The organism is Aurantimonas litoralis (genome assembly GCF_026153195.1).
Taxonomy (GTDB): domain Bacteria; phylum Pseudomonadota; class Alphaproteobacteria; order Rhizobiales; family Rhizobiaceae; genus Aurantimonas; species Aurantimonas coralicida.
In genome coordinates this window covers 85,710-106,032 of record NZ_JAPFBM010000001.1, presented here as the reverse complement: position 1 = coordinate 106,032, position 20,323 = coordinate 85,710, and the positions used below count along the sequence as shown (strand labels likewise).

Annotated in this window: 19 protein-coding genes; 10 read left to right on the top strand and 9 right to left on the bottom strand. The window is 68.6% G+C overall.

Going from position 1 to position 20,323, the window contains the following annotated elements; genetic code table 11:
* Nucleotides 1-57: 57 nt before the first annotated feature.
* Both N7I30_RS00525 and N7I30_RS00520 read right to left on the bottom strand, forming a co-directional pair.
* Complete coding sequence (locus tag N7I30_RS00525) at nucleotides 58-954, bottom strand: DMT family transporter (protein WP_228239817.1); 897 nt, start codon at nucleotides 952-954, stop codon at nucleotides 58-60.
* Nucleotides 955-1,094: 140 nt separating this feature from the next.
* Entirely contained in the window at nucleotides 1,095-1,538 is a 444-nt protein-coding gene (locus N7I30_RS00520; protein ID WP_228239818.1) for a DUF1499 domain-containing protein, read from the bottom strand.
* A gap of 159 nt (nucleotides 1,539-1,697) precedes the next feature.
* Here N7I30_RS00520 and N7I30_RS00515 point away from each other — a divergent pair, with 159 nt between their 5' ends.
* Nucleotides 1,698-2,288: a superoxide dismutase family protein gene (locus tag N7I30_RS00515; protein ID WP_228239819.1), complete on the top strand. Its 591-nt coding sequence runs from the start codon at nucleotides 1,698-1,700 to the stop codon at nucleotides 2,286-2,288.
* A 64-nt stretch (nucleotides 2,289-2,352) separates the two neighbouring features.
* On the opposite strand, the gene N7I30_RS00510 is transcribed toward N7I30_RS00515, so the two are convergent.
* The 4 genes from N7I30_RS00510 to N7I30_RS00495 form a co-directional block, all read right to left on the bottom strand.
* Nucleotides 2,353-2,970, bottom strand: a complete 618-nt coding sequence (locus N7I30_RS00510; RefSeq protein WP_228239820.1) for a glutathione S-transferase family protein — start codon at nucleotides 2,968-2,970, stop codon at nucleotides 2,353-2,355.
* A 122-nt stretch (nucleotides 2,971-3,092) separates the two neighbouring features.
* A complete protein-coding gene (locus N7I30_RS00505; RefSeq protein ID WP_228239821.1) occupies nucleotides 3,093-3,659 on the bottom strand; it encodes a TadE/TadG family type IV pilus assembly protein in 567 nt (188 codons plus the stop codon).
* The gene (locus tag N7I30_RS00500; RefSeq protein WP_024352054.1) at nucleotides 3,656-4,186 is read right to left on the bottom strand and encodes a TadE/TadG family type IV pilus assembly protein; all 531 of its coding nucleotides are present in this window, start codon (nucleotides 4,184-4,186) and stop codon (nucleotides 3,656-3,658) included. Before N7I30_RS00500 ends, N7I30_RS00505 begins: the two co-directional genes overlap by 4 nt.
* A complete protein-coding gene (locus N7I30_RS00495) occupies nucleotides 4,183-5,637 on the bottom strand; it encodes a TadE/TadG family type IV pilus assembly protein (protein ID WP_228239822.1) in 1,455 nt (484 codons plus the stop codon). Before N7I30_RS00495 ends, N7I30_RS00500 begins: the two co-directional genes overlap by 4 nt.
* Before the next feature lie 307 nt (nucleotides 5,638-5,944).
* Between N7I30_RS00495 and N7I30_RS00490 the strand changes: the two genes are divergently transcribed.
* From N7I30_RS00490 to N7I30_RS00475, 4 genes are all read left to right on the top strand, one after another.
* A complete protein-coding gene (locus N7I30_RS00490) occupies nucleotides 5,945-7,150 on the top strand; it encodes a pyridoxal phosphate-dependent aminotransferase (protein WP_024352052.1) in 1,206 nt (401 codons plus the stop codon).
* A gap of 489 nt (nucleotides 7,151-7,639) precedes the next feature.
* The gene (locus N7I30_RS00485; protein WP_024352051.1) at nucleotides 7,640-8,962 is read left to right on the top strand and encodes a hypothetical protein; all 1,323 of its coding nucleotides are present in this window, start codon (nucleotides 7,640-7,642) and stop codon (nucleotides 8,960-8,962) included.
* 6 nt (nucleotides 8,963-8,968) lie between these two features.
* Complete coding sequence (locus tag N7I30_RS00480; protein WP_228239823.1) at nucleotides 8,969-9,910, top strand: COG3904 family protein; 942 nt, start codon at nucleotides 8,969-8,971, stop codon at nucleotides 9,908-9,910.
* 145 nt (nucleotides 9,911-10,055) lie between these two features.
* Nucleotides 10,056-11,135 carry a sensor histidine kinase gene (locus N7I30_RS00475; protein ID WP_024352049.1) on the top strand — a complete coding sequence of 360 codons (1,080 nt, stop codon included), beginning with the start codon at nucleotides 10,056-10,058 and terminating at the stop codon, nucleotides 11,133-11,135.
* A gap of 18 nt (nucleotides 11,136-11,153) precedes the next feature.
* Here N7I30_RS00475 and N7I30_RS00470 read toward each other — a convergent pair whose 3' ends face one another.
* Both N7I30_RS00470 and N7I30_RS00465 read right to left on the bottom strand, forming a co-directional pair.
* Nucleotides 11,154-11,597 carry an MgtC/SapB family protein gene (locus N7I30_RS00470; RefSeq protein WP_024352048.1) on the bottom strand — a complete coding sequence of 148 codons (444 nt, stop codon included), beginning with the start codon at nucleotides 11,595-11,597 and terminating at the stop codon, nucleotides 11,154-11,156.
* Between the two features lie 130 nt (nucleotides 11,598-11,727).
* Nucleotides 11,728-12,687, bottom strand: coding sequence for an alpha/beta fold hydrolase (locus N7I30_RS00465; RefSeq protein WP_228239825.1), 960 nt, complete (start codon nucleotides 12,685-12,687; stop codon nucleotides 11,728-11,730).
* A gap of 175 nt (nucleotides 12,688-12,862) precedes the next feature.
* On the opposite strand from N7I30_RS00465, the gene N7I30_RS00460 reads away from it, so the two are divergent.
* The 5 genes from N7I30_RS00460 (at nucleotide 12,863) to N7I30_RS00440 (ending at nucleotide 19,539) form a co-directional block, all read left to right on the top strand.
* Complete coding sequence (locus tag N7I30_RS00460; RefSeq protein WP_187390522.1) at nucleotides 12,863-13,162, top strand: hypothetical protein; 300 nt, start codon at nucleotides 12,863-12,865, stop codon at nucleotides 13,160-13,162.
* Between the two features lie 100 nt (nucleotides 13,163-13,262).
* Nucleotides 13,263-14,288: a ribonuclease T2 family protein gene (locus N7I30_RS00455; protein ID WP_024352045.1), complete on the top strand. Its 1,026-nt coding sequence runs from the start codon at nucleotides 13,263-13,265 to the stop codon at nucleotides 14,286-14,288.
* Nucleotides 14,289-14,412: 124 nt separating this feature from the next.
* Nucleotides 14,413-15,573, top strand: a complete 1,161-nt coding sequence (locus N7I30_RS00450) for a GAF domain-containing sensor histidine kinase (RefSeq protein WP_210315272.1) — start codon at nucleotides 14,413-14,415, stop codon at nucleotides 15,571-15,573.
* 314 nt (nucleotides 15,574-15,887) lie between these two features.
* Nucleotides 15,888-19,091: a hybrid sensor histidine kinase/response regulator gene (locus tag N7I30_RS00445; RefSeq protein WP_024352043.1), complete on the top strand. Its 3,204-nt coding sequence runs from the start codon at nucleotides 15,888-15,890 to the stop codon at nucleotides 19,089-19,091.
* A 166-nt stretch (nucleotides 19,092-19,257) separates the two neighbouring features.
* Complete coding sequence (locus tag N7I30_RS00440; RefSeq protein ID WP_024352042.1) at nucleotides 19,258-19,539, top strand: SH3 domain-containing protein; 282 nt, start codon at nucleotides 19,258-19,260, stop codon at nucleotides 19,537-19,539.
* A 98-nt stretch (nucleotides 19,540-19,637) separates the two neighbouring features.
* Here the strand turns inward: N7I30_RS00440 and N7I30_RS00435 are convergent, their stop codons facing one another.
* Entirely contained in the window at nucleotides 19,638-20,279 is a 642-nt protein-coding gene (locus tag N7I30_RS00435; RefSeq protein ID WP_491390504.1) for a glutathione S-transferase family protein, read from the bottom strand.
* Between the last annotated feature and the right edge of the window lie 44 nt (nucleotides 20,280-20,323).

Genomic DNA, 20,323 nt, shown 5'->3' with positions numbered 1-20,323 from the left:
GCGCCGGGCGGACAATCGCGGCTGAGACAACGCCGCGCGATGCCGAGCCGTGTGCCGTCAGGCTTCGGCGTGCCGCGCTTTACCCCAGCGCCGCATCGGCACCAGTTCGACCGCCAGCATGGCGGTAAAGATCAGGGCGCAGCCGACGAGGCCGATGGCCGCGATGCGCTCGCCGAGGATGATCGCGCCGAACAGCGCCGCGAACAGCGATTCCGACGACAGGAAGATCGCCGCCTGCGCCGCCGTCGTGTGACGCTGGCCGATGATCTGCAGGGTGAAGGCGAGCCCGGTCGACAGGACGCCGCCATAGACGATTTCCGGCCAGGCCTGCCACAGGCCGGCAAGGGTCGGCGCCTCGAAGGCCAAAGTGCCGAGGCCGGCGAGGATCGCGGTGACGGCGAACTGCACGAAGGACAGCGTGTAGGGTCGGCCGCTCGGACCGGCGAACAGCCCGACGAAGACGATCTGCAGCGCCCAGAACACGGCGCAGACCAGCATCCACACATCCCCGACATTCAGCGCCGCCAGGCTGCCGCCGCCCAGAAGGGCGATGCCGGTCAGGGCGGTGAGTGCCGCCGGCCAGACCACCCAGTGCGGCCGGCTGCGCAGCAGGGCGAGGCCGAGGATCGGCGTCAGCACCACATAGAGACCGGTGAGGAAGCCGGCATTGGTCACGGTCGTGGTGACCATGCCGATCTGCTGGGTGATGGCGGCGAGAAACAGCAGCGCGCCGATGCCGACGAAGCCGATCCTTGTGCCCGGCGGCACCGGCACCGCCGCGCGGCGGCCTTCGGCGATGGCGAAGGGCACGAGGGTCAGCGCCGCGATGCCGAACTTCGCCGCGGTGAAGGTCCAGGGACCGACCGCGGCCATCGCCGTCGACTGGGCGACGAAGCCCATGCCCCAGACGGCACCGGCGAGAAGCAGCAGGCAATTGGCGCGAAGGCGTGTCATGGCGACCGGAGGCAGGATGGGAGAGAGGTTGGCGAAGGCCGATGGAGCGCCGCGAACCGATCGCCTTGCTGACTATCGGAGCCGGTGGGGCGAGGCAAGGCAGGCACCGTGCGCCGCACCGGCGATCGGCGCGGGCGGGATCAGCGGGCGGCGTTTGCCAGGAGCTCCGCCCAGCGGCTCAGGCGCCTGGTGTTGGCGCCGAGATCGGAACGGCCGAGCAGCGCGCGCGCATAGATCCGCATTAGCGTGCCCTCCGGTGCGCCGAAGGCATCCACGTCGATCGTGTCGGGAAAACGCAGGACGGCGCTGCGCGCGACATAGCGGCGGTAGTTCGGCGTCTGGCCGTGATCGACCCGCACGACGTCGCCATCCTCGGCGAGGGCCGCGTCGAGACGGGCGAGGAGGGCCTGCGGCGGGATCGCGAAGACCGGCAGGGCGACATCGACCCGTGCCGAGGTGGCGCCGGGCGACGCCGCGACGCTGTCGTTTGGCACGGAGCGCCGCGTCAGCTTCGCCAGATCGACCGGTCCCTGGTCGGCGGGCCCGCCCAGCCGTGTCCAGAGCGCCTCGAGAAGATGGGCCATGCCTTGCCTTTCCGTACCAATGCCTGCGGGCAGCCGGCGCGCTCACGCCTGGCTGATCAGAGCGGAACGATCGCCGCCGGGCGGTCGTTGCGGGGGGACGACACTAAGGCCTGCGGACCAAATCTGGCGCGGGCCTGCGCAACCGGAAGGAACCGTCCCATGCTTCGCATCGCGACACTCGCTCTTGCCACCTCCGCCCTGTTCGCCGTTCCGGCGATGGCGCAGGATTCGACGCCGACCCCGACCGACAAGCCGGCCAACGCGCCGTCCGACGGCATGAATGCCGGCATGCAGAACGATATGGAGCCGATCACCGTCGAGATGAAGGGCGCCGATGGCGGCTCGGCCGGCACGGTCACGGTTACCCCGACGCCGCACGGCCTCCTGCTGTCGGCCGATCTCGCCAATCTCGCCGATGGCGACCATGCCTTCCACGTCCACGAGACCGGCGTCTGCGAAGGCGATTTCTCCTCGGCCGGCGGCCATTACAACCCGACCGACAAGGAGCATGGCTACAAGGTCGAGGGCGGCCATCATGCCGGCGACCTGCCGAACTTCACCACCACCGACGGCTCGGCCAGCTTCGAGAGCTTCGCGCCGGCGCTGACGCTGACCGGCGGCGAGGCGCCGCTGAACGATGCCGACGGCTCGGCGATCGTCGTGCATGGCGGCACCGACGATTATTCCTCGCAGCCCTCGGGCGACGCCGGCGACCGCATTGCCTGCGGCGTCGTCTATTCGGGCCAGTAAGCCGTCCGCTGACAGAACGGGTTGCCGGCATGGGCCGGCAGCCGGTGAAGATTGAGTCCGGCGCTCAGGCGCCGGGCAGCCAGCCGATCGGCCGGTAGTCGGGAAGCGCTTCGATCCGCGTGAGCCAGGCTCGGATGACGGGATAATCCGTCAGCTCGAATCCGCCTTCGCCGGCCCGGTGGGTATAGGCATAGAGCGCGATGTCGGCGAGGCTCGGCGCGTCGCCCACCAGCCATTGCGCCCCGGACAGGCGCTGCTCCATCACCGCCAGGGCCTTGTGACCGCCGGCCAGTGTGTCGGCCAGACGCTGCGGCGTCGCGGCCTCGCGCATCTGCGGATAGACCAGCAGCGAGCGCCGCACAGCGATGTGCGGCTCGTGGCTGTATTGCTCGAAGAACATCCAGCCAAGCATCTCGGCGCGCGCGAAGCGGTCGTCCGGCACGAAGCGTGTGCCGTCGCCGAGATAGCAGAGGATGGCGTTGGATTCCGGCAGGGTGCGGCCGTCTTCCAGTTCAAGCAGCGGCACCTTGCCGTTGGGATTGGCGGCGAGGAACGCGGGCTGCTTGGTGCCGCCGTCGAGCGTGCTCACCTCGACATGGCGAAACGGGCGGCCGAGCAGCGCCATCAGCAGCCGGGGTTTGTAGCAATTGCCGGAATCGGCCATCCCGTGGATCGTCAACATCGCGTGCCTTCTGTGCCGCATGCCTGAAGGCGCAGCATAGCATTGGCCACCGCCGGCAATGAAGGCGTGGTGCGGACCGTCGAGCACGGGCCGGGCGTATCGTCCGCTCGTATCGAGAGGGCTCAGTTCGGCCCGGCAATGCGCTTGGTGAAGCGGGGGCGGACGGCTGCTACCGAACTGTGGTTCATGCCCTTCAGCCGGACCACGTCGAACATGGCGTTCTGGGGGATCATCGTCTCGGTGACGAGGATCGAGTCGCCGATGGCAACCGACGGCAGGAGGTCGACGGGGATTGGGCGGTCCGCGAAGGCGGGCGAGGCGTCCGGCGGGTAGCTCCAGTCGGTGTCGAAGCCGCGCGACGAGCGGGACAGGCTGGAGATCCGGACTTCCAGCGCGCCGTCGGGTTGCGGCACCAGCGCCTTCAGCGTGGCGATGATGCGGTTGTCGAGCACCGATCTCGGCAGTTCGGTCTGGCGGGACATGTAGTCGCTCATCGAGGCGGTGGCGCGTTCGAGCGCCAGGCTTTCCCGGTAGAAGTCGAAGAGCGTGACCGTGCCGAGCAGGACGAGGACGAGTAGCGGCGCGATCAGCGCGAACTCGACCGCCGCGACGCCGGACCGGTCGCCGAGGAGGCGGCGATGGCGAGCGGGCGGCGGTGCGCCATCCGTGGGGGCAGAATCGGCCATCATTGCGGCTCGTTGACGAAGGCGGCGTAGGAATTGATGCCGTAGGCGCCGGTGTCGCCGTCGGGCAGTGCCACGGCGAGGCCGAGCATTGGCGTCATTGGCCGCACCGAGGTGCAGACCCGGACGAACATCAGCTCCGAGCGTTCGCCCGGCCGATAGGCCGGCACGGTGCCGCGATGGACGCAGCGCGCGACGGTCTCCGGGATCGTGTCGGAGGCATTGCTGAGGGCAATCAGCTCGACCGTCGTGTTCGCCGCGCAATCGGTAAAGACCATCGCCTGGGCGCAGATCCGTTGCTTGAGGTCGTCGGCCGAGATCGCCGCATTGTCGGCGATGCGCAGCTGCCGCACGATCCGGTTCAGCGCGCCGTCCTGCATGATCGTCTGGGTCATCAGCCAGCCGGCCTCGAAGATCGAGAAGACCATGGCGAGGAACAGCGGCACCACCAGCGCGAACTCGACGGCGGTCGCGCCGCGCCGGTCGCGGGCAAGGCGCAGCGGAGCCTTCAGGATCGGCAGGGGGCGTGTCATCCGATCAGCTTGATCTTCTGGATCGCCGTGGCGATCGACTTGAACGCGTCCTGGATGTCGAGGGCGTTGACCCGGTAGAAGCGCTCCGCGCCGCTGGCGCAGTTCGACATCTGCTTGGCCGCTGTGTCGTTCACGTCGAAGCCGATGGTGAAAACGATGACGTTCTTCTGCTTGGCCGCGGTGCACAGGGCCGCGGCGAAGCGTTCGGCGTCGCCGACGGTATAGAGGTCGGTGTTGAGACTGCCATTGTTGTAGTACTGGACCGGCTTGCTCGCATCCTTGGGAATGCGCTGGCTGCTGATCGCGCCGTCGGTCATCAGCACGAGGAACTTCATCGTGTCGGGATCGGTGAAGCTGGCCGGCCGGTTGCTGAAGCGTGCGTCGATGTCGAGTTCGTCGGACAGGGCCCGGTAGCGCGCCGCCTCGCGCAGCATCGGCTGGATCGCCGGATCGAGCAGCAGCAGCCCCCATTTCAGCGCGATCGGCGTGCCGGTGCCGTCATAGAGCTTGTAGTTGTCGATCTGCCGCTTGAGATATTCGCGGTCGTTGGAGAGGAACGAGACGCTGGTCCGGTCGGTGTCCTTGCCTTCGCCCGCGACGAAATCGTGCGTCGTGCCCGGCCGCGGATCGTGGGGATCGTCCGGGCACCACCAGGGTTCGGTGATCTGCGCCTCGCCGGCCTTCTTCAGCGCGTCGTGATGGTTCGCCTGGGTAAAGTGCTGGGTCTGGGGAAGATTGGCGAAATCCGGCACGCCGAGGGTGAAGTCGCTGCGCCCGAACTGGAAGCAGGACGAACGGTCGTGCTGGCGACGGTTGCGGGTCAGGGCGTCGAACAGCACCGGGCCGATGCTGACCTGGCCGGCATAGGGCACGATGCTGACGGTGGTGTAGTCCTCCGCGCCGTCGGCCAGCACCATGTCCATGAAGGATTTGGCGGCCGGGCGCAGGTAGTTGATGCGCATGGCGCCGCTGGGGCCGGGATAGCTGCCGGACTTGTCGAAGCGCATGGAGCCGGACATGTCGAGCAGCAGCGAGATCTCGATGTTCTTGCGCTTCTCCTCGGCCTCCGCATGGGCCACCACGGTGAGCTGGTCGATGCCGATCAGCCGCAGGAAGGCCGTGTCGGTGACGGCGGTGGCACTGGCCTCGACCCGCTTGGCGTTGCTGAGCTCGTCGGCCTTCACGTCGAGGGCGTAGCTGCCCTTCGTCACGGCCGCCTTGAGGAAGCTCTCGATGGTCTCGCGCGGCGGGCGCGTCTGGGTGAGGGAGGCCGCCGCCAGCACGCCGCGATCGAGACCGTCCTGCAGCACCGAACGCAGCCGTTCATGGGCGATGAGGTCGATGGCGCCGCCGGAGATGACGATCATCGGCACCAGCATCAGGGCCGTCATGACGGGGATGCTGCCGGCTTTGGCGCGCAGGAATCTGGACCGAAAGGCGGAGGGTTTCATCGAGCGCCAATGCATGGACTATAGGGCTGTCTTATTATTGAGCCGATGAGATTTAAAACGCCTTAAAAATAAGCGCTTATAGCGAGGCATCGGAAAATATTCCGCAGCCATGGCGTCCCGGATCGGCGCGGCACGGCAGGCAAGGGCCGGGCGGCGGGCGGTCTCGCCGCCATCGTCGCGGCGACGGTCGTGGCCGGTGAATAGCGACGGGCTCGCGCGGGGCCCGGCTTGCAGCCCGACGCGGCTGGCATTAGGGTCCGCGCGCCCGCAGGGGCCTTCCCGCAGCTACGATCGGAGTTCAGCACCCATGGCATTTCTTGCCGCCGCCCTCGACCGCGTAAAGCCGTCAGCGACCATCGCCGTCACCCAGAAGGCGCGCGAGCTGAAAGCGCAGGGGCGCGACGTCATCGGCCTGGGCGCCGGCGAGCCGGATTTCGACACGCCGGACAACATCAAGCAGGCGGCCATCGAGGCGATCAACCGGGGCGAGACCAAATACACGCCGGTCTCGGGCATTCCCGAGCTGCGCCAGGCGATCGCCGCCAAGTTCAAGCGCGAGAACGGCCTCGACTACAAGCCCGAGCAGGTGATCGTCGGCACCGGCGGCAAGCAGATCCTGTTCAACGCCTTCATGGCGACGATGAACCCGGGCGACGAGGTGATCATCCCGGCGCCCTACTGGGTCAGCTATCCGGAGATGGTGGCGATCTGCGGCGGCACGCCGGTCTTCGTGCCGGCCGGCATCGAGACCAATTTCAAGCTGACGCCGGAAGCGCTGGAAGCGGCGATCACGCCGCAGACCAAGTGGTTCCTGTTCAACTCGCCGTCCAACCCGTCGGGCGCCGCCTATACGCGCGACGAGCTGAAGGCGCTGACCGACGTCCTGATGCGCCACGAGCATGTCTGGGTGCTGACCGACGACATGTACGAGCACCTGGTCTATGGCGACTTCACCTTCACCACGCCCGCCCAGGTCGAGCCGGCGCTCTACGAGCGCACGCTGACCATGAACGGCGTGTCGAAGGCCTATGCCATGACCGGCTGGCGCATCGGCTATGCCGGCGGCCCGGTGCAGCTGATCAAGGCCATGGACATGATCCAGGGCCAGCAGACCTCCGGCGCCTGCTCGATCTCGCAATGGGCGGCGGTCGAGGCACTGAACGGTCCGCAGGACTTCATCGACACCAACCGCGCGATCTTCCAGGGCCGGCGCGACCTCGTCGTGTCGATGCTGAACCAGGCCAGCGGCATCGACTGCCCGACGCCGGAAGGCGCCTTCTACGTCTATCCGTCCTGCCAGGGCCTGATCGGCCGCAAGACCGAAGCCGGCACGGTGATCGACAGCGACGAGACCTTCGTCTCCGAACTGCTGCAGGCCGAGGGCGTGGCGGTGGTGCATGGCTCGGCCTTCGGCCTCGGCCCGAACTTCCGCATCTCCTATGCGACGTCGGAAGAGGCGCTTGAGGAAGCCTGCAAGCGGATCCAGCGATTCTGCGCCAGCCTCAAGGCCTGACATTCCGAGACATGATTGCGTGATGAAAGGCGGCTCCCCGGAGCCGCCTTTTTTCGTGGGCGGTGGTCGGAAGCGCAGGTGCGGGCAAAGCCCGGACAGAAAAAAGCCGGGTTCGCGAGAACCCGGCTGAATTAGGAAGGATTCCGAAAAACCCTTGGGAGGAAACAGCCAGTGCCAAACGGCGGGAGGAGGTGCCGTCGGCGGCTGACTGCGGTGGAACATAGTCATCGGCGGATTCGGCACCACGTCCAATTCGGTATGTGAGCCATGCGTTTGATGCATGACTTGTCGCGGGCGCTCTGCTTGGTCGTCATAGCAAAACCCGATCGGTCGATCGGCAAAACCGATGGAGCTCGGCGCGGCGGTTAACCGCATGCGCAGCTTTCGGCGGCACCCGGCTACCCGCCAACATGCGATAGCCCTAATGTCGGGTTAACAACGCTGAGCGGCTCGACCCGCATCGACGAATGTCTGAAGGGCCAGGGGCCGATGAGCGCATCGCAATCCTATACGCTGCGCGGGCAGTTGACCCGCCTCGACACGACAACCCGCATCACGCTGGCGGTGCTGGCGCTGGCCAGCGGCGTCTACACCTATCTCGGCGTGCGCGAGCTGCTCGACGGCACCGCGACGACGGTGTTCCTCGGCGCCATCGTCTATTCCTCGGCGGTCTCCGTCGCGATCTACGCCTTCTGGTCCTATCTGATGCGGTTCATGCCGCATGTGCGCCAGCCGGGCAGCCGGCGGATGCTCTATGTCGCGATGGGCCTCGGCGCGGCGATGATCATCGCCATGTCGTCCTGGCTGAACGCCGCGGCGCTGGCCGGCGCGGCGGCGCTGGAGCAGCATCTGGCGGTCACGACCGAGGAGTATCAGGGGAAGCTGAACGAGGCGCATGAGAACGCGCTGGCGGCCCAGAGCCTTCTGCCCGACATCCAGCTCGCCTCGCAGCGCTTTGCCCGGCTCTCCGAACAGGAGGCCCGCTCGGGCATCCTCACCGGCACGTCGGGCTCGGGCACGGTGGTGCAGCTGCTGCGCCAGATGTCGAACCAGCTCACCGGCCTGCAGGGCGAGATCACCGCCTCGCGCGAAGACGTCAAGACGCTGTTCGGGGAGGGCGGCGAGCGGCTGTCGGCGATGCGCCAGCTGGTGTCCTCGCAGGGGCCGATCGCCGACCGCGCGAATGCCTATGCCGAGCAGGCGGTCGCCCTGTCCGGGCTGATCACCGCCTTGCAGCAGACCTCGGTGGCGCCGACCGTGCGCCGCGCGGCGGAGGATCTCGGCCGCACCTTCATCGCGCCGATCGCCGACGGCGCCGACGACGATCTGCGCACCCGCCAGAGCGAGGTCGTGGGCCGGGTCGAGACCGCGGTGCAGGCCCAGAGCCAGGCCCTGGCGGCGGCCGCCGACGAGATCCTGGCGCGGCCGGTGGTGGTGCCGGTGCGCTTCACGCCGCTGTCCTCGCCCGAAGCTGTCATCCGCTACGCCCGCGACTTCCTGCCGTCCTGGGCCGGCGCGATCTCCATCGACCTGTTGCCGGCGGTGCTGATCTTCATCCTGTGCATCGTCCAGGACGTGATCCGCCGCGAGGACGGCGAGGAGATGGAGACCGGCGACATGAGCGCGGCGGAACTGATGCGGGCGATCCGCATCCAGAAGAAGCTGCGCACGGCCGAAACCGACGAGGCGCTGCCGGCGGCGGCGCGTGCCGAGATGGCGGCCCACGATCCGCGGGAGGTGCCGGACGACGACATCGTCCAGGCCAACACCGCCGGCGGGCCGACGCCGTTTCCCAAGACCGTGGTGCGCTGAACCGCGATGATCGGCGAGGAGGCATCACCGGGACGCGTCGAACGGCTGATCCGGGCGATCCCTGAGGGCGCGGTCCTGCGCGGCGTCTTCGTGGCGCTGCTCGTCATCGCCGGCTCGATCGCCTTCCTCGACTACCGGCAACTGGCCGAGGCATCGGCCGACCGCGAGCGGATCAGCCGCACCGAACCGATGCCGCTGGCGCGTCCCGAGCCGGGTGACCAGGTTCGCCCCTATCTGCCCAGGACGATCCCTGTGGCGCCCGACCGGGGCGTGCCGAGCCTGCCGGGCTGGGACGGTCCGGTGGACGGCGAGGCGATGGCCGAGCGCATGCGCTTCGTGGCCGGGCCGGACGGCGCGATCAGCGCGATCGGGCAGATCGAGATCGGCACGGCGGGCGATTTCCGCGATTTCCTGGCGAGCCCCGAGGCGGCCGGAGCCCGCACGCTCTACCTGCATTCGCCGGGCGGCGCTGTGGACGATGCGATGTTCATGGCGCGCGAGCTGCGCGAGCGGCGGCTGTCCACCATGGTGCCGGCCGACGGCTATTGCGCCTCGGCCTGTCCGCTGGTGCTGGCCGGCGGCCTGACGCGCAAGGCGGGGCAGGGTGCCTGGGTGGGCGTCCACCAGGTCTATGCGCTGCCGCTTTCGGACGTGTCGCGCGACATCGACCGGTCGATCGCCGGGGTGCAGGAGACCATTGCCCGGTGCCAGGAGCTGCTGGTGGCGATGGGCGTCGATCCGGCGGTGTGGATCAAGGCGATGCAGACCCCGGCGGACAGTCTCTACGTGCTGACGCGGGACGAGCTGATCGCCTTTCGCATGGTGCGTCCGTTCCCCGACGACGCCAGCTTCATCGGCCCGCCGGCGCCGCCGGCCTTGCCGGTTTCGACCTTGTCGGTGGCGGGTGACGGGGCGGCGGACCCGGCCGCACCGGACAGCTCCGGCTGACGCGGCGGCGTCTTCGCTCAGCTAACCTGACGAATCGGCGACCGTGACATGCAGCGGAAGCTGCTGTTTGCGCTTCGCATTCGGTGAAGAAACCGTTAATTCTTGCGTTCAGTGATTCGCGAAACGAAGCGGCGACGGGGCACGCATGGATTCGGAGTTCTTTGCGCTGGTCATGGACCACGATCCCAACCTCGTCTTCGTGAAGGACGAGAACAGCGTCATTCTCTACGCGAACCGCGCCTTTCTCGAAGTCTTCCCCCCGCAAAAGCGGGCCGGCATCATCGGCACCACCACCATCGAGGATTTCCAGCCCGACGAGGCGGCGCTGTTCCTCGCCGAGGACCGCCGCGCCATGGCGCTCGGGCGCAGCGAGATCGTCGAGGACGTGAGCGACTATACCGGGCGCAAGCGCGTGCTTCTGACCCGCAAGATCGCCTTTACCTGCGTCACCGGCGCGCCGCGGCTTCTGGCGATCTCCACCGACATCACCGAACTGGCCGAGCGCGAGCGGCATCTGGCCGAGGCCAACGACCGGCTGGCCCAGTTCTCGGCCTTCGCGGCGCATGACCTGCGCTCGCCGATCAGCAGCATCGTCAGCGCGCTGGACATGATCCGCCACGACCGGGAGACCACGCTCAGTCCGCGCGCCGAGAGTTATGTCGACCTTATGATGAAGAGCGGCCACGGCCTGGCCCGGCAGGTCACCTCGCTGCTGGAATCGGCCAAGGCAGAGAACCGGGCGGAGCTGGCGACCCGCGAGACCGACCTGAACCTCCTGATGAACGAGATCCGTTTCAATCTCTCGTCGCAGCTGGAGGCCGCCGGCGCGACGCTGCACAGCGCGCGTCTGCCCAATCTCGACGTCGAGCCGCATCTGTTCCGGCAATTGCTGCAGAACCTCATCGAGAACGCGCTCGCCCATCATGGCGACCGGCTGCCCATGGTGATCGTGCGGCACGAGGAGACCGGGGCCGAGCACATCATCTCGGTGGAGGACAACGGCATCGGCATCGCGCCCGGCGAGATGGAGAGCGTCTTCGAGGAGTTCGAGCAGGGCGAGCGCGCCGAGGGCGGCACCGGCATCGGCCTCGCGCTCTGCCGCCGCGTCGTCGGCCTGCATCAGGGGCGGATCAGCATCGATCCGGCCTATCGGGACGGCTGCCGGGTGGTGGTGGCGCTGCCCAAGGAGGCGGTGGCCGCGGGAGCGCTGCGCAACGTCGCCTGAGGGCGGGGTCGCGAACGCCTATTCCAGATGCTTGACGACCCGCAGGATGATCAGCGTCATGACGACGGCGATCACCGCGAGGAGATATTCGCCGAGGCCGCAGGCGAGACCCACCGCACCGGCCAGCCAGAGCGAGGCACCGGTGGTCAGCCCCTTCACCCGGCCGCGCGCCTGGATGATGACGCCGGCCGCCAGGAAGGCGATGCCGCTGGTCACCGCCTCGACGATGCGGATCGGGTCGGCCCGGGTCGAGTCGCTGTCGAAGCGGTCGATCAGCACGACCATCAGTAGGGTGAAGAGGCAGGCGCCGATCGCCACCAGCATGTGGGTGCGCAGGCCCGCGGCATGTTCGCCGCTCTCGCGCTCGTAGCCGACGATGCCACCGAGAAACGCCGCCGCGAAAAGTCGCGCGGTCTGCTGGAGGACCTCCCGAAGGGCCGGCTCGCTGAAGAGATCGGTCATGGCATTCTCCCCGCTGTCGCGACCCCCCGGCGCGCGCCGGACATGAGGTCGCGATGACGAATTCCTACATGCAGAGGAGAATGCGACGGGCATGCGCGCCGGCAAGGGGCAGCGCGCAGACGGCGTGCGTTCAGGCGGGCCGGGGCGCGGTGTCGCCGGCCGGCACGATCCGGTCGAACCAGGCGAAAAGCCCGGCCAGGGCCGGGTCGCGATAGAGCGGCACCTCGTTCAGCGTCTCGTGGCGGGCCCCCTCGACGATCTGAAGGGTGACGTCCCTGACGCCGGCGAGGCGCAACCGTCCGGCCAGCACCGTGACCGCTTCGCCCTTGTCCGTCGCCGGGTCGGCGGTGCCGCCGAGGCAGTGGACGGGGAGCTCGGCCGGCAGCATCGCCAGCCCGGCCTCCGACCCGCCCTGGAAGATCAGCGCCATGACGTCCTCCATCATCGACAGGGTCGGCGCAAAGCCGCAGAGCGGATCGGCGATGAAGGCGTCGACCGCCGCCGGATCGTGGGACAGCCAGTCCTGCATGGTGCGGCGGGGCGAGATCGCCTTGCCCCAGGCCTCGAAGGTGGCGCGCTGCAGGATGCCGCTGGGCACGTCGGAACCCTTCAGCGCCTTCTCCACCTTGAGCGCCAGCCGGCCGACGCGCTCCTCCAGTCCGGCGGTGAAATTGGCGTTCCAGACGGCGACGCCGGCCAGGTCGCGGCCATGGCGCTCGGCGTAATTGAGGGCGATGAGGCCGCCCATGGAATGGCCGAAGACGATCACCGGCAGGCCCGGATGGCGGGCGATTGCGTCCAGATGCACGGCGCGGCAGTCGGTCAGCACCTTCTCGGCGCCGTTGCGGCGGGCGAAGCGGCGCAGCGGCGCATCCGCCGCCGTGGTCGAGCCATGGCCGCGATGATCATGGGCAAGGACGTGACAGCCCGTCGCGGCGAGCGCCGCAGCGAATGCGCCGTAGCGGCCGGCATGTTCGGACAGGCCGTGATGGACGAGCACGATGGCGCGGGCGGGGACCGTTGCCCGCGCATGATGGACATGGAGCGCGGCGCCGGTCTTGGTGTCGAGTGTGTAGCTGCCGTCGAACATGTCGTCTCTCCGCGTCGCAATGCCGGACGATAGCCGGATTCGCCGGGTCGCGCACGGCGATCGGGGGCGCAATGGAGGCGGGAATGGGCGGCCGGTCCGTTGCGCGCGGGCGATGCCGGGCGACGATGCGGGTTTCGCCTTTCGTCCGCCGCGGTTCCGCTCTATCGCCGGGACCATGACACGCACGGTTCTCGCCACCCTCCTTCTTCTCGCGGCCTTGCCGGTTGTCGCGCAGACGCCCGTGACCGGCCGCTTCATCGCCGAGGCGCGCTGTCCGGCGCTGGCCTCGCTGACCGATCCGTCCAATCCCGGGACCGTCGCCACCGAGCCCGGCAAGGCCTATGCGCTGATCGCGCGCAGCGGCGCGCCGGCGACCCATTATCTCGTCCGCATTCAGGGCGCCGAGCCGGACCGGCGCTGGGTCGCGGTCGGCTGCGGCCGGATCGAGGCCGCCGCCGACAACGCGGCGTCCTGACCGCAAGCCGCCAGGCATGTGTCGCGGACCCTGCGGTGGTTGGCCGATCGCCGTCCGGCGTGCACAATCAGGCTCGGGCTGGAGGGGAGAAGGACGCCGCATGAACGGCTTCGCACGGAACGGCATGATCGCAATGGGGCTCGCGCTGATCCTGGCATGGCCCGGGACGAGCGGCGCGCGCGCGCAGGAGCCGCTGGAGGGCTTCGTCATCGCCCGCGAGGCCTGCGACGCGACCTTGTCCATCCGCGGTGGTCCCGACCGGCAGAGAGAGCGGCTGGTCGTCGACCGGGCCTACAAGCTGATCGGCGAGAACCGCCGCGACGGCAGCCATTATCAGGTGGAAATTCCGGGCGCCGATCCGGCGCAGCGCTGGATTGCCAAGACCTGCGGCGAGCGTGTGCGCCGCGTCGAGTCGGCGGGCGAAGGAGCCGCGCCGGCCCGCCGGCGGGATTCGGATGCCGGGCGCAATGCCCATCGCGATCTGGTGCTGGCGATCAGCTGGCAGCCGGCCTTCTGCGAGACCCGGCCGGGGCGGCCCGAATGCCGGTCGCAACGCCCGGGCCGCTTCGATGCCGACAATTTCTCCCTGCACGGCCTGTGGCCGCAGCCGCGCGGCACCGAATATTGCGGCGTCGCACCGGCGCAGCAGCGGCTCGACAAGGCCGGGCGCTGGTCCGACCTCGCCCCGTTGCCGCTGGAGCCCGACACCGCGGCGGCGCTGGCCGAGGCGATGCCCGGCGCCCGCTCCGCCCTCGACCGCCACGAATGGCTTCGCCACGGCACCTGCTACCGGGCCGATGCCGAGGAATATTTCGCCGACTCGCTCATCGTGCTTGGCGCGATCAACGCCTCGCCGGTGCGCCGGCTGTTTGCCGGGGCGATCGGGCGGGAGGTGAGGGCGGCCGAGATCCGGGACGCCTTCGACGCGGCGTTCGGCCGCGGCGCCGGCCAGCGGGTGCGGGTCGGCTGCGTCAATGACGGCGGCCGCCGGATCGTGCGGGAACTGATCGTCGGCCTGAAGGGCGAGATCACGCCGGAGGCGGATGTCGGCGCGCTGATCCGGGCGGCGCCACGCATGCGGGGCGGCTGTGCCGCCGGGATCGTCGACCCCGTCGGCCTGCAATGAGAGGCGCGCGACCGCGTCGCCGGAACGGACCGTGTGCTTGCGTCACTATTACTGAGACGCCATGATCGCGAGCGGAGCGGGATACCGGCGCAGCAGGAAAGTTGCTTGAAGCGTGCAGACTGATTTGCAGAAAGACGTCGACGCGATCGGCAGGATTCCGGCGGTCCCGACGATTCTCGAGGTCCTGGCGCGCGTGACGGGCATGCGCTTCGTCGCCGTGGCCCGGGTCACGGGCGAGCGCTGGGTCACCTGCAGCGCCCTCGACCGGATCGGCTTCGGCCTCACCCCCGGCGACGAATTGCAGGTGGAGACCACGATCTGCCACGAGATCGAGGAAAGCCGTCAGGCTGTCATCATCGACGACGTCGAGCAGGACGGCATCTACTGCAATCATCCGACGCCGAAGATGTACGGCTTCCGCAGCTATATCTCGGTGCCGATCATCCGCGCCGACGGGGCGTTCTTCGGCACGCTCTGCGCCATCGATCCGCTGCCGGCGACCCTCAAGGATGAGACGACCGCCGGCATGTTCACGCTGTTTGCCGACCTGATCGCCTCGCATCTCGACGGCCAGGAGAAGCTGGCGACGAGCGAGGCGGAACTGGCCAATGCGCGGGAACTGGCCCATCTGCGCGAGCAGTTCATCGCGGTTCTCGGCCACGATCTGCGCAACCCGCTCGCCTCCATCGACGCCGGCGTCAGCATGCTGGCGAAGCGGCCGCTGGACGAGCGCGCCCGGAACATCGTCGGGCTGATGCGCGGCAGCGTCGTGCGCATGGGCGGCATCATCGACAACGTGCTGGATCTCGCCCGGGCGCGGCTCGGCGGCGGCCTCAGCCTGTCTCGCGACGCCGATGTGCCGATCGAGGAGACGCTGCGCCAGGTAGTCGACGAATTGCGCTCCATCCGGCCGGATGCCCGGGTCGAGGTGGATCTAACGATCGACCGCCCGGTGCCCTGCGACCGCTCGCGGGTCGGCCAGCTCCTGTCGAACCTTCTCGGCAACGCCTTGACCCACGGCGCCGAGGACCGGCCGATCATGGTCGAGGCACGCACCGACGACGGCGGATTCGAGCTGTCGGTGCGCAATCACGGCGCGCCGATCCCCGACGCGGCGATGGGCAATCTGTTCCAGCCGTTCTTTCGCGCCGACACGCGTCCGAGCCAGCAGGGACTGGGCCTCGGCCTCTACATCGCCTCGCAGATTGCCGAGGCCCATGACGGCACGCTGGACGCCGCCTCGACGCCGGACGAGACCCGCTTCACCTTCCGCATGCCGATCTGAGAACGCCCCTCGGGCAATCTGCCAGCGATGCCGGTCCGCGGGGACGAAAGCACGCTCGGCATTTGATCGATAGCCGGGTGTGGAACCCGCCCGGCCTGCCTCTTGCGTCGTCCGACATTCTGTGACCGATACGCGGGATCGAAGCGGCCGCTCGAGACGGCCTGCGGAACACACGATCCGGACAATTCGCGCCTCTCGGCTCTCCCAGCCGTCGCTCCCGCCCTTCGGCAAGGACGGTGAGGGGGGGCGGGGATGGCGGATTCGGCCACGGGCACTAACTGGTGGCCGGGGTGAGCAGAGGCGATGTTAAGAGCATGACAGATCAGCAGGTTGGCGACGCCTCTTCGGCCATTCCGGCATTTCTGGCCGGCGGCGGCGCGACGGGCGAATGCCTGCGCACATTCCCTTGGGCCGAAACGCCGCTCGGGCCGCCGCGCCACTGGCCGCCGGCGCTGAAGACGCTGGTCGGCGTCATGCTGTCGTCCAACCAGGCCATGTTCATCGCCTGGGGGCCGGACCGCACGCTGCTCTACAACGATGCCTATTCCGAGATCCTCGCATCGAAGCACTCCGCAGCGCTCGGCCGCGATTTCCTTGACGTGTGGCAGGAGATCCGCGCCGATCTCGTGCCGATCGTCGACCAGGCCTATGCGGGCGAGCCGGTCCACATGGACGACATCACGCTGCACATGCAGCGCCGGGGCTATCTCGAGGAGACGCATTTCAGCTTCTCCTACACCCCCGTGCGCGACGAGACCGGCACCATTGCCGGCTTTTTCTGTCCCTGCAACGAGATCACCGGCCAGGTGCTGGCTGAACGCCGCCTGCGCGAGAGCGAGGCCCGCGCCAAGGGCGTTCTCGACGGAATGGGCGAGGGCTTCGCGCTGCTCGACCGCGAGTTCCGGGTGATCGACTTCAATGTCGAGGCCGAGCGTCTGGAAAGCCGCCCGCGCGAGGAACTGATCGGGCGCTCGCACTGGGAGCTCTATCCGGGGACCGAGGACGGCGAACTCGGCCGGCTCTACAAGAAGGCGATGAGCGAGCGGGTCCCGGTCGCGCTGGAGCATCGCTATGTCTGGCCCGACGGCCGGGCGATCTGGGTCGAGGCGCGGGCCTATCCGGTCGAGGACGGGCTCGCCGTGTTCTTCCGCGACGTAACCGAGCAGAAGCAGACCGAGGCCGTGGCGCGGGAAACCGCCGAGCGCTACCGCTTGGCGATCCGCGCCACCAACGACGCGATCTGGGACTGGCACTTCGCCACCAATCACGTGCTCTGGAACGAGGCGCTGGAGACCGCCTATGGTCACAAGCCGGACGATGTCGAGCCGACCGGCGAATGGTGGATCGGCCATATTCACCCGGAGGACCGTGCGCGGGTCGACGCCAGCATCCATGCGGCGATCGACGGGACGGAGACCAGCTGGGTCGACGAATACCGCTTCCTGCGCGCCGATGGCAGCTATGCGGATGTGCTCGACCGCGGTCATGTGATCCGCGACGAGACCGGCCAGGCGGTGCGGATGCTCGGGGCGATGCTGGATCTGACCGAGCAGCGCCGCAACCAGGCGGCGCTCCGCGAGAGCGAGGCGCGGTTCCGGACCTTCGCCGAAGCGCTGCCGCTGGTGCTGTTCACCACGGACGCCGACGGGCGCTACGACTACACCAACCCGTTCCTGCAGGCCTTTACCGGCATGTCGGCCGAGGCGCTGGCGGGCTTCGGCTGGAGCGAGGCGCTGCATCCGGACGACAGCGCCCGGGCGCTGGCCGTCTGGGCCGAGCGGCGCGCCGCCGAGGAGCCGTTCGAGATCGAGTATCGCCTGCGCCGCGAGGACGGCGTCTATCGCTGGTTCCTCGGCCGCTGCGTGCCGGCCCGTGCCGCGCAGGCGGGGGCGGCCTTGCGCTGGATCGGCACCTGCGTCGACATGCAGGACATCGTCGAGGCGCGCGATGCCAAGGCGCGGCAAAGCGAGGATCTGGAACGTCTGGTGGCCGAGCGCACGGCGGACCGCGACCGCATGTGGCGTCTGTCGACCGACCTGATGCTGGTGGCGCGGTTCGACGGCACCATCCTTGCCACCAACCCGGCCTGGACGACGCTGCTCGGCTGGGACGAGGCGGACCTCGTCGGCACCTCCTTCCTCGACCTGATCCATCCCGACGATACCGAAGCCACGAAGGCCGAGGCCGGCCGGCTTTCCGACGGTCTTTCGACCCTGCGCTTCGAGAACCGCTACCGGACCCGCGACGGCAGCTATGTCTGGCTGTCCTGGACGGCGGTGCCCGACGAGCAGTTCATCCACGCGGTCGCCCGCGACGTGAACGCCGAGAAGGACGCCGCCGCCGAACTGGAGCGGGCGCAGGAAGCCCTGCGCCAGTCGCAGAAGATGGAAGCCGTCGGCCAGCTCACCGGCGGGCTGGCCCATGATTTCAACAATCTCCTGGCCGGCATTTCCGGTTCGCTGGACCTGATGGGAACGCGCCTGGCGCAGGGGCGGCTGAGCGAAGCCGACCGCTATCTCGTCGCCGCCCAGGGGGCGGCCAAGCGCGCCGCAGCCCTGACGCACCGGCTGCTCGCCTTCTCGCGGCGCCAGACGCTCGATCCCAAGCCGACCAACACCGGTACGCTGATCAGCGGCATGGAGGAGCTGATCCGGCGCACGGTCGGCCCGGCGATCGGCGTCGAGAGCGTCGTCGGCGGCGGCGTGTGGAGTGTTCTCGTCGATCCCAACCAGCTGGAAAACGCGCTGCTGAACCTGTGCATCAATGCGCGCGACGCCATGCCCGACGGCGGCAAGATCACCATCGAGACGGCGAACCGCTGGCTCGACGGCCGCGCGGCGCGGGAGCGCGATCTCGCCCCCGGCCAGTACATCTCGCTCTGCGTCAGCGACAATGGCTCGGGCATGACGCCGGACGTGGTGGAAAAGGCCTTCGACCCGTTCTTCACCACCAAGCCGATCGGCATGGGCACCGGCCTCGGCCTGTCGATGATCTACGGTTTTGCCCGCCAGTCGGGCGGCCAGGTGCGGATCTATTCCGAGCTCGGCCAGGGCACGATGGTGTGCATCTACCTGCCGCGCTATCTCGGCACCAAGGACGACAGCGAGGACGCGGCGCTGCCGGTGCCGGCGGTCGCGCCGACCGAGACCGGCAGGACGGTGCTGGTCATCGACGACGAGCCGCTGGTGCGCATGCTGGTCGTCGACGTTCTGGAGGAACTCGGCTACACCGCGCTGGAGGCCGGCGACGGTCCCTCGGGCATGAAGGTGATCGAATCCGAGGCCCGCATCGACCTGCTGATCACCGATGTCGGCCTGCCGAACGGCATGAACGGGCGGCAGGTGGCCGAAGCGGCGCGGCAGGTACGCGCCGGCCTGAAGGTGCTGTTCATCACCGGCTATGCCGAGAACGCCGTCCTCAACCACGGCCATCTGGAACACGGCATGCAGGTGGTGACCAAGCCCTTCGACATGGGCGACCTGACCCGGCGCATCCAGACGATCATCGCCGACGACTGAGCCCGCGCGGCGGAGCCGATGTTTCCCGCCGCGCGACGCCGGGTGATCGGGTGCGGACGCCCGGACGTGCAATCCGGACGCCGGGGCATGGTCACGCCCTGCCGGACGCGCCACTCATGGCGGGACGCCGGCACTGATCCGGCGTCACGCACAGGAGTTCAGGGCGATGCTGCGATCCGCGACGATCTCGGGAGTGGTGCTGGCCATGCTGGCCGTCGGGGCGGGCACCGCGCCTGCCAATGCCGCCGAAGTGTGCGGCCTCGATCCCAATGGCGACTATTACCTGTCGGTCCGGGAAGGCCCGGGCTCGCGCTATCCGGAACTGACCCGGCTGGGGCAGCGGACCTATGTCGACATCATCGATTCAAATGACGACGGGTCCTGGTACGTCGTCGAGGCCGATGGCGAGCCGACCGGCTGGGTCTATGCCGGCTATATCTGCCAGTAGGCGCCGGTTCCCGGGCTCAGCAACAAGCGCCCGTCGGATTGATCGCGACAAGCCGGCCCAGCAGCGCCCGCCGAGAGGGGCGCTGCAGGGGCAGGGCATTACACCACGCGCAGGTCGTCGTAGGACACCATGACGTGCTCGCGATAGGCCGGGCGCTCGGTGAGGCCGGCGTAGTAGCGTTCGATGGCGGGGTGCGACGGCCGGTCGATGGGCAGGTCGTAATAGCGGTAGAGCAGGTGTCCGAACTGCAGGTCGGCGAGGGTGAAGTCCTTGCCGGCGATGTAGCCGTGTTCGGCGATGCGCGCCTCGGCGATGTCGAAGCGCGGCTTGAGCGCCTGTACCGCCGCGGCGATGGCGGCGGCGTTGCGGTCGGCCTCCGGAACCCGGACGATCTGCCAGAACACCGGGCCGCTGAAATTCAGCCAGATGCTGAGCTTGGCCCATTCGGCCCATTTGTCGATCTGGGCGCGGGCCGAGACGTCGTCCGGCCAGAACGGCGCGGCACCGTAGCGGCTGGCGAGATAGCGCAGGATCACGGCGGATTCGAACAGCGGCTCGTCGTCGCCATCCTTCAGCACCGGCACGAGACCATTGGGGTTCATCGCCCGGTATTCCGGCGTGTCGGTGCCGCCGTATTTGTGGCCGGCATCGTGGCGCGTGGCTTGGAGCCCGAGTTCGGCGATGCCCCACATCACCACCTGGACATTCGACGAATTCCGGCGTCCCCATACGGTCAGCATGTGTCTTCCCCTCGCTTGCGATCCCTCGTGGCGCCAGTGATGCG

Bases quoted from the DNA above. Each gene is read 5' to 3' on its own strand.
- N7I30_RS00525 (WP_228239817.1), bottom strand. From the start codon at position 954: ATGACACGCCTTCGCGCCAATTGCCTGCTGCTTCTCGCCGGTGCCGTC.
- N7I30_RS00520 (WP_228239818.1), bottom strand. From the start codon at position 1,538: ATGGCCCATCTTCTCGAGGCGCTCTGGACACGGCTGGGCGGGCCCGCC.
- N7I30_RS00515 (WP_228239819.1), top strand. From the start codon at position 1,698: ATGCTTCGCATCGCGACACTCGCTCTTGCCACCTCCGCCCTGTTCGCC.
- N7I30_RS00510 (WP_228239820.1), bottom strand. From the start codon at position 2,970: ATGTTGACGATCCACGGGATGGCCGATTCCGGCAATTGCTACAAACCC.
- N7I30_RS00505 (WP_228239821.1), bottom strand. From the start codon at position 3,659: ATGATGGCCGATTCTGCCCCCACGGATGGCGCACCGCCGCCCGCTCGC.
- N7I30_RS00500 (WP_024352054.1), bottom strand. From the start codon at position 4,186: ATGACACGCCCCCTGCCGATCCTGAAGGCTCCGCTGCGCCTTGCCCGC.
- N7I30_RS00495 (WP_228239822.1), bottom strand. From the start codon at position 5,637: ATGAAACCCTCCGCCTTTCGGTCCAGATTCCTGCGCGCCAAAGCCGGC.
- N7I30_RS00490 (WP_024352052.1), top strand. From the start codon at position 5,945: ATGGCATTTCTTGCCGCCGCCCTCGACCGCGTAAAGCCGTCAGCGACC.
- N7I30_RS00485 (WP_024352051.1), top strand. From the start codon at position 7,640: ATGAGCGCATCGCAATCCTATACGCTGCGCGGGCAGTTGACCCGCCTC.
- N7I30_RS00480 (WP_228239823.1), top strand. From the start codon at position 8,969: ATGATCGGCGAGGAGGCATCACCGGGACGCGTCGAACGGCTGATCCGG.
- N7I30_RS00475 (WP_024352049.1), top strand. From the start codon at position 10,056: ATGGATTCGGAGTTCTTTGCGCTGGTCATGGACCACGATCCCAACCTC.
- N7I30_RS00470 (WP_024352048.1), bottom strand. From the start codon at position 11,597: ATGACCGATCTCTTCAGCGAGCCGGCCCTTCGGGAGGTCCTCCAGCAG.
- N7I30_RS00465 (WP_228239825.1), bottom strand. From the start codon at position 12,687: ATGTTCGACGGCAGCTACACACTCGACACCAAGACCGGCGCCGCGCTC.
- N7I30_RS00460 (WP_187390522.1), top strand. From the start codon at position 12,863: ATGACACGCACGGTTCTCGCCACCCTCCTTCTTCTCGCGGCCTTGCCG.
- N7I30_RS00455 (WP_024352045.1), top strand. From the start codon at position 13,263: ATGAACGGCTTCGCACGGAACGGCATGATCGCAATGGGGCTCGCGCTG.
- N7I30_RS00445 (WP_024352043.1), top strand. From the start codon at position 15,888: ATGACAGATCAGCAGGTTGGCGACGCCTCTTCGGCCATTCCGGCATTT.
- N7I30_RS00440 (WP_024352042.1), top strand. From the start codon at position 19,258: ATGCTGCGATCCGCGACGATCTCGGGAGTGGTGCTGGCCATGCTGGCC.
- N7I30_RS00435 (WP_491390504.1), bottom strand. From the start codon at position 20,279: ATGCTGACCGTATGGGGACGCCGGAATTCGTCGAATGTCCAGGTGGTG.